Origin of the sequence: Marinomonas sp. CT5 (assembly GCF_018336975.1) — a bacterium.
In the GTDB taxonomy this organism is placed as follows: Bacteria; Pseudomonadota; Gammaproteobacteria; order Pseudomonadales; family Marinomonadaceae; genus Marinomonas.
On the sequence record NZ_CP025572.1, the window covers coordinates 755890 to 768471 of the forward strand.

General features: G+C 36.2%; 12 protein-coding genes. All 12 read left to right on the plus strand.

What is annotated here, in order from left to right:
• Positions 1–28: 28 nt before the first annotated feature.
• Positions 29–736: a cytidylyltransferase domain-containing protein gene (locus C0J08_RS03630; protein ID WP_249344628.1), complete on the plus strand. Its 708-nt coding sequence runs from the start codon at positions 29–31 to the stop codon at positions 734–736.
• Positions 726–2552: a hypothetical protein gene (locus C0J08_RS03635; RefSeq protein WP_212654761.1), complete on the plus strand. Its 1827-nt coding sequence runs from the start codon at positions 726–728 to the stop codon at positions 2550–2552. Before C0J08_RS03630 ends, C0J08_RS03635 begins: the two co-directional genes overlap by 11 nt.
• Positions 2543–3625, plus strand: a complete 1083-nt coding sequence (gene rfbG, locus C0J08_RS03640) for a CDP-glucose 4,6-dehydratase (RefSeq protein ID WP_212654762.1) — start codon at positions 2543–2545, stop codon at positions 3623–3625. Before C0J08_RS03635 ends, rfbG begins: the two co-directional genes overlap by 10 nt.
• 10 nt (positions 3626–3635) lie before the next feature.
• Positions 3636–4061: a dTDP-4-dehydrorhamnose 3,5-epimerase gene (locus C0J08_RS03645; protein WP_212654763.1), complete on the plus strand. Its 426-nt coding sequence runs from the start codon at positions 3636–3638 to the stop codon at positions 4059–4061.
• A 1-nt stretch (position 4062) separates the two neighbouring features.
• Positions 4063–4827: a glucose-1-phosphate cytidylyltransferase gene (rfbF, locus tag C0J08_RS03650; RefSeq protein ID WP_212654764.1), complete on the plus strand. Its 765-nt coding sequence runs from the start codon at positions 4063–4065 to the stop codon at positions 4825–4827.
• 62 nt (positions 4828–4889) lie between these two features.
• Positions 4890–5810, plus strand: a complete 921-nt coding sequence (locus tag C0J08_RS03655; RefSeq protein WP_212654765.1) for an NAD-dependent epimerase/dehydratase family protein — start codon at positions 4890–4892, stop codon at positions 5808–5810.
• Positions 5794–6735 carry a glycosyltransferase family 2 protein gene (locus C0J08_RS03660; RefSeq protein WP_212654766.1) on the plus strand — a complete coding sequence of 314 codons (942 nt, stop codon included), beginning with the start codon at positions 5794–5796 and terminating at the stop codon, positions 6733–6735. The genes C0J08_RS03655 and C0J08_RS03660 overlap by 17 nt, the downstream gene beginning before the upstream one ends.
• Positions 6735–7592: a polysaccharide deacetylase family protein gene (locus C0J08_RS03665; protein WP_212654767.1), complete on the plus strand. Its 858-nt coding sequence runs from the start codon at positions 6735–6737 to the stop codon at positions 7590–7592. The genes C0J08_RS03660 and C0J08_RS03665 overlap by 1 nt, the downstream gene beginning before the upstream one ends.
• On the plus strand, positions 7589–8830 hold the full coding sequence (locus tag C0J08_RS03670) for a hypothetical protein (RefSeq protein WP_212654768.1): 1242 nt from the start codon (positions 7589–7591) through the stop codon (positions 8828–8830). The genes C0J08_RS03665 and C0J08_RS03670 overlap by 4 nt, the downstream gene beginning before the upstream one ends.
• Before the next feature lie 38 nt (positions 8831–8868).
• The gene (locus tag C0J08_RS03675) at positions 8869–11037 is read left to right on the plus strand and encodes a peptidoglycan bridge formation glycyltransferase FemA/FemB family protein (RefSeq protein ID WP_212654769.1); all 2169 of its coding nucleotides are present in this window, start codon (positions 8869–8871) and stop codon (positions 11035–11037) included.
• A 33-nt stretch (positions 11038–11070) separates the two neighbouring features.
• Positions 11071–12186 carry a glycosyltransferase family protein gene (locus C0J08_RS03680; RefSeq protein ID WP_212654770.1) on the plus strand — a complete coding sequence of 372 codons (1116 nt, stop codon included), beginning with the start codon at positions 11071–11073 and terminating at the stop codon, positions 12184–12186.
• Positions 12187–12362: 176 nt separating this feature from the next.
• On the plus strand, positions 12363–12582 hold a 220-nt coding region (locus tag C0J08_RS03685), incomplete at its 3' end, for a helix-turn-helix domain-containing protein (protein WP_212654771.1).

Here is a 12582-nt window from a genome sequence, read left to right on the forward strand (position 1 = left end):
AGAAGGGAAAATGAGTAATATCCATGCAATGATACCGGCCCGATATGGTAGCACTCGGCTGAAGCTAAAAAACCTTTGTTTGATTGGTGACAAGCCTATGATTGCTTACGCAATAGCTGCGGCCTCTGCAAGCAAGGTTTTTGATCGTGTATGTGTAAATTCAGATCATGAAATATTCCAAAAAATTGCTGATCGCTATGGGGTAGATTTTTATCATCGTTATACACCTCTCGGTTCTTCAGAAACCAAAAGTGATGATGTTGTAAAAGATTATTTTGATAAGCATCCTGATGCGGAAATTCTAGCTTGGGTTAATCCAACGTCTCCTTTTCAAACAGGTGATGAAGTCCGTGATGTCATAGATTATTTTGTCCGAGAAAATTTAGACTCTCTAATTACCGTTGAAGATAAGCAAGTGCATTGTGACTTTGCTGGTAGCCCTGTTAACTATTCAAAAGAGGGGCTTTTTGCTCAAACTCAAGATTTAGTTCCTGTAAATCCTTTTGTTTACTCTGTAATGGTGTGGCGTCGTGAGCCATTTTTAAAGGAATATAATGAGAAAGGTCATGCTTTTTTCTGTGGCCGGTTTGGCACCTTCCCTGTTAGTAAACTCACTGGGCTCATTATTAAAAACTCTTCCGACTTGATGATTGCTGACTATATGATGCGTTGCCAGAATGGAGAATCAGAAGGTTATGAATTGCAATACGATGAGATAGTTGAGGATGCAATCTAGTACTTTATTTGTTTGCTATGATGAGCTTGAAGAGTTGCCTAGAGATAGAGGTGATGTCTTAAGCTGGAGGCGCATTAGCAAAGAGGAAAGGGATACGAACATCGTGTCCCTAATGGATTTTATTGATGGTAATGGCGAGCAATGTAAGTCTGAGTTTATTGCTTTTTGTAACGACCTAAAGTCGAGTCTTGGTAAGTGCTTTCAACACTCTGAAAAAATGAGTGTTTTTTTAGGCGATGAACTTTGGAAAACCTCTAGATTTTCTGAGCTCTCTAATCATGTTAAATCGCGTAACTTTGATATTGTATTAAAGATTATCGCGATGAGGCTTTACGTAGAAAAATATAATTATAGTAGTGTAGTGTTTTTCGGTTTTCCAAAAGACTTAAATGCATCATTAGTTAGCTATTTTCCTAACTCTACTCTTGTTAAATCCATGCCTGGTAAAAGTCTTTTTGAAGCGGACTCTGGTTATGTTCGATTTATTAAGAGTTATATTTATCTTTTTATATTGTTGCTTAAAAGTATTGGACGTCTTCTTAAAGCTAATGATAGTGCTAAAGAGAAAGTATCCAAATCTGACATCATCTTTGTAGATTATCTATATGAGTTTGACCCTAGTGAAAGAAATTTTTATAAGTCTAGGTATTGGGGGGAACTTCCTCAGCAGTTATTGAAGCATAATAAAAGTGTTTCTTGGTTACATATTTTTGTGCCGCATAAAAATACTCCAAGCCTCTCTGAAGCTAAAACAATTGCGAAAGATTTAAATGCTAAAAATGAAAATCATTATGTTGTAGATGATCTCTTCTCATTGAAAGATATATTTCATATTGGTTTTTTTCATTTTGTTTTATGGCAACGCTCGCTTTTACAAAGAAAGAAGTTTTTAGCAAAATCTCCCCATCCGCTTTGGTCTTTATTGGAGTATGACTGGATACGCTCTTTTGAGTCGGTTGAATTTGTAAAAAATTCATTATTTAGAGCTGCATTTGAAAACTGCCTTCCAGATCAAATGAAAAGCACTTCAGTTGTTTACATCTGTGAAAATCAACCATGGGAATATTCTCTGTGCCGCTCCTCTTTAGTTCGAGGATGTGAAAATATCGTGGCATCACTTCAAGCCACTGTTAGGTTTTGGGATTTAAGATACCTACAGAATGTTCAAAAAAGTCATTTTATAAATGGGAGAGAATTGTTTGCCCCACACTATGTTGCTAGTAATAGTGCAAGCGTTTCTGAAAAAATGAGAATGACACCATCCGATATTATTCGGCAGGTAGAATCTTATCGTATGGGAAATGTAAGTTCGAGCGATAGGTCTGTTGAAAATGATGATAATGTAATCATAGTTGCTGGTGAGTACAGTAATAGCCATACCTTAACCCTATTAAATGCGATAAATAAAGTGGGTAGTGATGTCTTATCATCTTATAGTGTGTATTATCGCCCGCATCCTTCTAGTCGTTTAGTGATTCCATCGCATTTGTCTTGGCTAGAAAAAATTCCAGAGAACTATGATTTTAGAAGATCTGCATTGGTCGTGACCGATGCGAATACAAGTTTTTCTGCAGATTGCTGGCAGTTAGGGTTGAATGTAGCATGCTATGTGGAAGCGTCTCGTTTGAACATGTCGCCAATTTACGATAAAGAAGGGGTGGTTTTTTTTAATGACCCTCTTCTATTAGTTGATATTTTTAAAAGTGCTTTTCCTTTCTCTGGTCAGAATGTTCCAGAGGCCCTGTTTAATTCAAATGTTGGGTATAAAGGATGGTTTAAAGTTTTAGGGTTAGAGGAGAGTAGTGAATGTATTTGAGAGAGATCTTTAGTGGAAAGCGAGTTGTTGTTACAGGCCACACTGGGTTTAAGGGATCTTGGCTAAGTCTTTGGCTATCTGCTTTAGAGGCTAAAGTTTATGGTATTTCCGATATTGAATATGATGAACCATCAAACTTTTCTGTCAGCAAAGTTAAGAATATTTTAGAAGAAGATATTCGCTGTGATATTAGAGATCTTGACCCACTCAAATCCCATATTAATCGCATTCAACCCGATTTTGTCTTTCATTTAGCGGCACAACCTATTGTACGGCAGTCTTATGCAGACCCTCTCACAACATTTGCTACGAATGCAATTGGCTCAGTAAATGTTCTTGAAGCCATTCGCCAGCTGGATAATGTTGTGTGCGTCATGATTACGAGTGATAAAGTCTACGAAAACAAAGAGTGGATTTGGGGCTATAGAGAGAACGATCAGTTAGGCGGTCTTGACCCTTACAGTGCGTCAAAATCTATGGCTGAAATAGGCATTCGCTCTTTCTATAAAAGCTTTTTGGCGGATAAAGAAGGTATAAAAGTTGCTGTAGGTCGTGCGGGTAATGTGATTGGCGGTGGCGATTGGGCTGCAGACCGAATTGTTCCAGATACAATGAGAGCATGGGCCAGAGGTGATAAGGTGACGTTAAGAAATCCTCATTCAACACGTCCATGGCAACATGTGTTAGAACCATTAGGTGGTTATTTGGTTTTGGCAAGACATCTGGCTTTGTCTGAATCCAGTACAGAGTTAGAAGCGTTTAACTTTGGGCCAAATCCTGAACAAAATGCTACAGTGGGAGAATTAGTAGACTTAATGGGCCTTCGTTGGAATGGCGGTGTTAGTGTTGATGAGAATGCACCAAAACAAAAAGAAGCGGGCTTGCTTCGATTAAATTGTGATAAATCCCAGTCCATGTTGGGATGGCATGCAGTGTTAAGTTTGGAAGAATGTTCTGATATGACTGTTGGTTGGTATAAGTCTTTCTATGAAAAACAGGTAGAAATGATACAGTTAACCTTTGAACAAATTAAAGCATACGAAGAAAAGCTGGTATCTGTTGTCAGTAAATAAAGGAGATGTCATGGAAAGTGCTCAACAATATGAGCGTTTGACGCCATTAAAAGTTATTGCTGTTCCTGGTGGAGATGTGAAACATGCTCTTAAGGCGAGTGAAACTGATTTTTGTGGTTTTGGTGAGGCCTATTTTTCTTCAGTTACATCTGGCACCATAAAAGGGTGGAAACTGCACACTCAAATGACTTGTAATCTTATTGTCCCGATTGGTCTAGTAAAGTTTGTTGTGGGCTTACCTGAGACGGGCTTTGAAGAATATGTCATTGGTGAAGGAGCTCACGGACGGTTGACTATTCCTTCAGGGCTTTGGTTCGCATTCCAAGGTGTAGCAGAAAAAGATAGTCTAGTGCTTAATATATCTGACATCGTTCATGAGCCCAGCGAATCTAAAAAGTGTGATCTCGATTCTTTTGATTATAAGTGGGAGTGTTAAGTTGAAAACAATTATATTAGCTGGTGGCTTTGGTACTAGGCTTGCTGAATATACAGATCTGGTTCCAAAACCTATGGTAGAGGTAGGTGGGCAGCCTATGCTTATGCATATTATGGGACGCTATGCAAAGTATGGCTATAAAGATTTTGTTCTCGCTTTAGGGTATAAGGCTGATTTCGTAAAAAATTATTTTGCCAATATTGCTTTTCGAATGTCTGATTTTCGTATCAACATGGCAACAGGTGAATATGAACAATTAGGTGGCACAAAGCATGATTGGAACGTGTCATTAATTGATACTGGCTTAAACTCCATGACTGGAGGAAGAATCAGGCGCTTGAAAAACTACATTAATGGTGAAAGGTTTATGGTCACATATGGTGATGGCCTTTCAGATATTAATATTGAAGAGCTTGTTCGGTTTCATGAGTCACATGGGAAAATGGTTACTATTACAGCCGTTAGACCAACAGCTCGATTTGGTGAGCTAGTTCTGTCTGATAATGGTTCGGTAGAGCATTTTAAAGAAAAACCCCAGGTCGATCAGGGGTGGATTAATGGTGGCTTTATGGTGATTGAACCGGAGTTTTTCGACTTAATAGAAGGCGATGCTACAGTTTTGGAAAAGAGCCCTCTAGAAACAGCTGCTGCTCAGGGACAATTAATGAGTTATCAGCATGAAGGGTTTTGGCAATGTATGGATACTAAACGCGATAGAGACTATTTAAATGGACTATGGGAAAATGGCACAGCGCCTTGGGTTTGATCGTATTTTAGTCAAAGTCGAGTTTTGTATTTAGGTTAAAAGCTAGCTGCTAGAGGGTATAAATGATAGATCGTTATCTCGTATTGGGTGGCGCCGGATTTATTGGGAAACGAATTGTTTCTGAATTGTGCGCTTTGGGTAAAGATGTAACATCTGTATCACTCCACCTTCCTGAAAAAAGGGATATGGTCAAAGAAGCCTATTATTTATCTTTAGACTTAACGGTTGAAGAAGACGTTATTACCCTTTTTTCAAACTCATATCAATATGTTATTAATGCTATGGGCTATGTTAACCATTCTAAGTTCAAAAAGGGTGGTTTTCAGGTCGTTTCCGCTCATCTTCTTTCTACCATAAATCAGTTGCGATATATAGACACAGGGGCGTTAAAAAAGTACTTATATATAGGGTCAGCTGATGAATATCCCCAAAGCCTCACTCCTCTCAATGAAGAAATGAGAGAAAATGCAATTTCTCCTTATTCTTTTTCTAAGTCATCTGTTACACATTTTTTACAAATGTTATATCGCTCTGAGTCAATTCCGACGAGTGTCATTCGTGTATTTCTGGCCTATGGTCCAGGACAGAACTCTGAGCGTTTTATTCCTCAAATTATTGAGTCATCATTGCAAGGTAAGTTGATAGAAACTTCATATGGCGAGCAGGTAAGGGACTTTTGTTATATTGATGATTTGGTTAGTGGAGTCTTAACTGCATTGCATTCCCCATTAGCTTTGGGAGAAGTCTTTAATTTGGCTTCTGGTCGTGGTGTCCAAATAAAGGAAGTTGTATCAAACTTAGTTGGCCATTTAGGTGGAGAGGTTCAATTTGGCGCTCGGCCTTATCGTGATGGTGAGTCAATGTACCAAGTCGCTGATGTGGAAAAAGCAAAAGCAATTCTTGGTTGGGAGCCTAGTATGGGCTTAGATGAGGGGCTTCAATTAACAATTGATTGGTACAAAAAAAATGTATTTAGAAGATAGTGAACGGCCGCTCATTTCAGTTCTAATGAATTGTTATAACGGCGAAAAATATCTGAGGGAGGCCTTGGATAGTATTGTTGCACAGACTTACGACAATTGGGAGCTTATATTCTGGGATAACCAATCATCCGACAACTCTAAAAGTATACTTGAAGAGTATCTTCCCGATTCTCGAATAAAATATTTTTATGCCCCCACCCATACTAATCTAGGAGGGGGAAGAGCCGCAGCATGGTCATATATAAAAGGCAAATACCTTGGTGTCTTAGATGTAGATGATCTTTGGGAACCTTCCAAATTAGAAGAACAGGTTTCTATTATGGAGAGTGATCCAGAGATAGGTGTCTGTATATCGAATACAAAGTTTTTTAGTGAAAAACATTCAGAAGTCTTATATGATTCTGCACCTCCAGTAGAACTGGGTGTTGGAGAGCTAATCCGAAAATACTATATTTCATTAGAATCTGTACTCTTGTCCATGGATCATGCGAAAAACCTAGACGAAGGCTTTTCAAATGATTTTAGTCATATTGCTGATTTTGATCTCATTGTGCGGATTGCAAGTAGTTCTAAGATTCATTATGTGCCTAAGGTTTTGTCTGCATGGCGAGTTCACGAAAGTAGTGGAACATGGACTGATAGTCAGCAATTTAATTTTGAATTTATAAAATGGGTAAGCAAATATAAAAATAGTACCTTGTTCTATAGATACAGTAATGAACTTGCTCATATTCAAAGTAGAGCACTCTTAAGAAGTATCTCAGTTAGTTTTGCTAAACTAAAATTTAAAGAGATCTTTACTCATTTATCTAATGAGAGCTTCCTTATTAAGCTAAGAACCTTCTTGATTCTGATTTTTTATATTCCTTTTTCCAATGTATTTTTTTGGATAAGAAAAAAACGTTTTCAAAGGAAGTGGTGGTGATGCGTAATATAATTAAATTTATTATTCTCTTTTATTTTTATCTTCTATATAGTTTAAAAGAACTCTTGGGGAAAGAAAGAAAAGAACCTATCGTTAGAGTTCTCATATTGCATTATGTAAGTGAGAATGAGTTGGGAAAATTAGCCAACCTTGTTGATAAACTTTCTAAAGATTGGGATTTTATAAGTGGAGAAGAGTTTTCTTTGTTTAAAGAGGGTAAAATCTCTTTAAAGAGAAAAAGCTTGTTAATTACTTTTGATGATGGCTTTTTATCTAGTAAATTTGCCTCCGATAATGTTCTAGCGCCAAGAAATATAAAAAGTATATTTTTTATTTCCCCCGGCTTTATAGACACCTTTGGTAATGATCAGAAAACGTATCAGTTCTTATCAAAAAACTTGCGTTTAAATAATATCGACGCTTCCAATATCCCCAATCACTTTAAACCTATGAGCTGGGATGATGTGAGGTCATTATATAAAAATGGTAATATTGTCGGTTCTCATACATTGTACCATGACAAAGTATCATTAAGCTTCCAACAGGGAGAGTTAGTAAGGGACTTATTGGAGTCTAAAATAAGACTGGAAAAAGAGCTCGGTGGCTCATTAGTATCAGAGTTTGCATTCCCTTTTGGTAACATTGAAAGTATTTGCTTTGACTCATATAAGCAAAGTGAAGAAGTATACCTCAATGTTTATTCAGGCTTTAGAGGCGAGAATTACATAGGCGAAACTGGAATTGTTAAAAGGGATGCTATTGATTTATCTGCGCCTTCTTTTTATACAAAAGCTTATTTGCTTGGAGCAAGTGATGTTTTTTATAAGGGGATATTAAGAGGTTTCTTGAAAGTATGAACTTGACAGTGTCGTTAAATAAAGTTCATCAAAATTTTATCTTATTTTGGACCGTTATTTTTGCTGGACGGTTTTTTTTTCATGTTGCTATCTCTTCTCTGGGGTTGTCTTTTCTTTTTTTTAAACTGACTACTTTTTTTTCCTTGCTTTTTTTGGCGATTTTAGGCTTCCAACTTTTTTTGAGTAAGTGGAAACTTTTATTTCTCTTGGATAAAGTGTTGATCTGTGGCGGGATGATTTTTGTTTTATTTGGTGTCCTTACTTTTGATTACATTTTTCTTCAAATGGCTTTTTTGATCTTCTTTTCCCAGTATTTTTTATGCTTTCTTTTTAAAGGCGATTACTATCGAATTAGAGTTTTTTATGTTTTTCTGGCAGTCTTAGTTTCTTTTGAAATTATAATGCAATTCTTTTTGTTTAATAATCATCTATTTGGTTTTGATGGATGGTATTTAGATGCGGATGATTATGTCGCTTATAGGTCTTTATTTACTGATTTAAATGAGGTCTTTTCTGATAGTAGACCAGCGGGTGGGATTTTAAGAGTTGATGGAGTGTTTGGTTATAACCATACTACAGGTGCATATTTGGCTGTTGCGGCAGCTTTTATTTTTGAATATGTGAAAAAGAATAAAATAAACTTATTTCCTTTTTTTATTTGTGTTCTTGGTGTTTTTGCATCTACATCTACTACAGCAATAATCGCTCTTTTTGCTTCTATGTTTATATCAATTATATGGGATTCAAAAATAAAATTTTATGCTAGAGTTAGTATGTTTGTATTTTTCATCTTAATAGTTTTAGGTTTTCTTTTCTCTCACCTTGGAGACTATATTTTAAATAGGCTTATTGGAAACCTAGCATCTTCATCCTATGTTTATGCTTTTATACCCTCTTTCTCTGGAGAAGGAGATATGCTGCGTTACTTTATAGGATTCAATAGATCTCATAGTTATATAGCGGAGTCTGATATTATGGCAATAATTGCTAATTATGGTATTTTATTTGTTCTGCTTTTTTTTACTCGTTTTGCTATAGTGTATATAGATGTTTTTAAAGCACAAAAGACAGGATTGGATCTAACTTTCTATAGTGCCTCTGCGACGGCCGTTATGAGTGGCATGATATGTCTATTGCACACCTCTGCAACATTAACTTGGCAAGTCGGTAGCGTAGTATTTCTTTTCTTAGGTGTTTTAATAAAACGATATTATTTAGTTAGAAATGTTAATTTGTAGTTTTAATTTATAAAATGAGAGTGTAAATGAGACTTTTTTTGAAGCCAGTATTTTCTTTTTCGAGTCTTTTATGTAAGCCTGATAATATTTCTGATTTACACAAAAATTGGGCTCTAGATAATGAGCGCTTACTTTGGTTCTCTCGTTCCTCATGTTCTTTTCTTCGGGTCGCTTTATGGCGCTATCATAGTACTGGTGTAAAACCACGTTTTTGGTTCCCAAGCTATATATGCAGTGATGCTTTAGTGCCGTTAAAACTGTTTGGTTGTGACATAGAATTTTATGAAATAGGAAAAGAATTAAATTACAAAGGGGTTAGCAAGCAGCTTAAAAAGGCGGAAAGCGGAAAGGATATTATTGTATATGTTCACTACTTTGGTGCCTCTGATGCTCCAGGGATTGCTGATATTGCTGAGTTCTCAAAAAGAAACTCTTTGTGGCTGATAGAGGATGCTGCTCATAATTATGTAAAAAATGGAGGAATAGGCCTCTATGGGAATTTTGTTCTTTATAGTGTATATAAGAGGTCTCCGATTCCAGATGGCGCGGCTTTAGTTATACGTGATCCTGATATATTAAAAATTGGGAATAGAGAAGAAGTCTTTTACTGTGATGATCCCTTTTTAGCTGGTGAGCAGCTTAGGCAAGATCTAATTAAGTTGGGAGAACGTGTGGAGCTACCCTCAGGTTTCTTAAAGAATACCTTTTGGCTAGTAAGAGAAATAATTCGTAAAACTTTAGGTTCAATTAGTTATAAATATCAAAATCAAGTGTTAACGGAGTGGCCTATTAGAAAAAACGAGGCTTTCTTTCCAAATCCAAGTATTTCGACGCTATCTAAGTTTTTGTTACCCAGATTAACTATAAAGATAGCAGGTAATGGACTTAAACATAACTATACCTCTTTAGCTTGGGATAAGCTCATGGAGGTTGTTTCTTATAAACATAATCTGTCTATTAAACGCTTTAAACTTGAAAGTGATTATTTGGCTGCTTATGAAATATACGATAACTGTGGTGTAAATAAATCAATGGAAGTAGCTGAGTATTTAGCCGCTCACCATATCCCTGTTTTGAGATGGCCTAATCTACCATCAGATGTTTTATCTAGTGAATCGAGTGCATTTGATAGATATTCAACATTGATTATGCTGCCAATCAACTCATCAATCGGCATAAATGGAATTTTCACCGTAACAAGTAAAATAGATAATAGCAAAAAACAACTTCCAGAACTATGGTGTGAAACGGTTGAAGAAGAAAGAAGTTGGAGACATCAGTCTCTTCAAGTACCTCTTGTTCAGACTTATGCTTATGCTTCAGCTAGAGCTAAACAATCGTTAGATAAGCTGAAGGTTTTTTCTGCTCTTGGTAAGCAGTCTAATGAGGTTTTTCTTCATGCTTTTTACCGGCAAAAGAAGATATTATTTATTAGTGTAAATATTGCCAGTTTTGGCCCTGTATTAAGCGAAAGGTCTGAACAGTTTAATATTGGTTTGCTGGAGTTATTTGGTGTTACTTCTGGAAATTGGCTAAAAGGAATGGGGTTGATTGTATCTCCTCGGTTTGACTCGACCTCTCAAAATATGTACACCATGTGGAAATCTGGTTTTAGATTAATTTCTAAAAATCACTGGATATCATCACAATTGAACTTAGAAAGAAGCGAAGATACTTTACGTGGAGCACTTAATAAGAAGTGGAGGAATCAGCTTGTCAAAGCAGAGAAGGCTGGTCTGAGAATTGAAGTATCAATCTTACCAGAAGATATGTTAGAAATTCATCTTTTAAGTGCTGAGTATTTGTCTTCAATTGGTGTCGATGGTGTTGCAAGTGAGCTTGCAGAGAATATAGCAGAAGAGGCTGGGCATAGAGATTCGGATGTAGTATTACGTACACTGAAAGCATATGAGGGAGACGAAATTGTTGGAGGTGTTGTCATTTCAGAAGGCTGTAATGAAGCCACTTATTTATTTGGCTGGAGTTCTGATAAGGGCAGAGGATATTATGTTACTCAACTTCTTTTATGGCAGGGGATTTTGGCAGCAAAATCAAGCGGTATAGTCTGTTTTGATTTAGGAGGTATCGATAGAGTGGGTTCTCCAGGAGTTGCAAAATTTAAAGAAGGGGTAAATGGTAGGGAATATACTTCGGTAGGTACGTATATTTATGTTCCAAGATTAATAAGACTATTTTGGCCTTTCTGATCCATTTTATAGTATGGTAAGGTGGTAAGTACTTTGACTCATTCGGCGTGTGTAGAAAAAAAAATCTGTTGGGTATCGGTTGTTGGGCACGATCCCTCAGTAGGAGGGGGGGTTGCTACTGCAGTTCAAACGTTAAAAGAAAGTGATATCTTTACTGGCATTGCGGATTATTATTCATTATCTGGACTTTCAGTTTTTAAACAAATATTACTTTTTTTACGGCTAGTTTATATATGCCGTTATAGGTATTTTGTAGTCCACTCATTCTTCTCTCCATTTTCATTGATGTTATTATTGATTCCGTTTAAAGCTAGGGTTGTTATCTTTCCTCATGGCGAATTAAAAAAAGAAGCACTTGAAATATCTAGAAAAAAGAAAGTTTTTGCTTACTCTACCGTTCGAGTGCTTTCTTTTTTAATTAAACTTACCAAGAAAGTTTCTGTTATCTCTTCAGGAAAGGAAGAAAATAATTTTCTTTCCGATATTGTTTCCATAAATTTGACTGCTGTTTTACCGGATCTCGTTTCTAATAAAACATTATTTACTTTCCCGCGGGCCATTTCCTCTAATGAAAAAATAAACTTAATTTTTATTGCTAGAATGGTTCCTAACAAAGGTATTTCTTTCTTTTTAAAGCTTTTTCTTGAAGATATTCTTAATGAAAAGCCATCTAGCTTTTCTGAAAAAATTAATAGTATTAATATATACTATTTTCGAGAAGATGAAGCTGAATACCAAATGGTTTTAGATGGGAAAGAAAAAATAGAAAATAAAGCTGGTATTAGAGTAAATCTATATGAAAATCTTTCTCGTGATAATATTAAAAGTAGGCTTCAGCAGATTGAAAATAAAATGGCTTTTTTAAGTTCTCAATTTGAATCGTTTAGTTATGCTTTATTAGAAAGTCTAGGTTTTGAATATTGTCCCTATGTTTGGTTTGAAAATGAGTTAGTGCAAGAACTTGAGTTGGAAGGACTATGTATTAAAGGCAGTTATGGTGTTTTACCTGATTCTGAAAATTTGGACGGATGGTTAATGCCAACAGATTTTAATCAGGTTAAGGCGTTTTTATTAAGAAAGAACCTTTCTACTACAATACTATATAAGTCTGAGTTGAGGAAAATGCTAGGAGATGTTTTTTTCAATTAGTCTCCCCTAAAATATTTGATTGATACAAGTAAAGTGACATTAAAAGAAATCCAACCTTCGAGTTTAAAGTATGTGGTTCTTAGATCTCAACAATAATCGACACACTTGGTATAGATAAGAGAGTCAGTTGCCTATAGGCTTCGAGTTCTCACACAATCCACCAAGGTCGTCCAAAAATGAACAACCAATATAAGCAACTGACACTAAAAGAACGATACCAGATTGAAGGCCTAAAGGAACTAGGATTTTCAGCAAGAACCATCGCAAACAAGCTTAAGAGAAGCAATAAAACGATTGCTCGTGAACTGAGACGATGTCTCGATAACAAGTATTCTGCTGAGGTAGCTCACACACATGCAACCACGACCAGAACACTGGCCCGTAAGTTTACCCAAA

Coding starts and splice junctions, on each gene's coding strand:
- C0J08_RS03630 (WP_249344628.1), top strand. CDS start 29: ATGATACCGGCCCGATATGGTAGCACTCGGCTGAAGCTAAAAAACCTT.
- C0J08_RS03635 (WP_212654761.1), top strand. CDS start 726: ATGCAATCTAGTACTTTATTTGTTTGCTATGATGAGCTTGAAGAGTTG.
- rfbG (WP_212654762.1), top strand. CDS start 2,543: ATGTATTTGAGAGAGATCTTTAGTGGAAAGCGAGTTGTTGTTACAGGC.
- C0J08_RS03645 (WP_212654763.1), top strand. CDS start 3,636: ATGGAAAGTGCTCAACAATATGAGCGTTTGACGCCATTAAAAGTTATT.
- C0J08_RS03655 (WP_212654765.1), top strand. CDS start 4,890: ATGATAGATCGTTATCTCGTATTGGGTGGCGCCGGATTTATTGGGAAA.
- C0J08_RS03660 (WP_212654766.1), top strand. CDS start 5,794: ATGTATTTAGAAGATAGTGAACGGCCGCTCATTTCAGTTCTAATGAAT.
- C0J08_RS03665 (WP_212654767.1), top strand. CDS start 6,735: ATGCGTAATATAATTAAATTTATTATTCTCTTTTATTTTTATCTTCTA.
- C0J08_RS03670 (WP_212654768.1), top strand. CDS start 7,589: ATGAACTTGACAGTGTCGTTAAATAAAGTTCATCAAAATTTTATCTTA.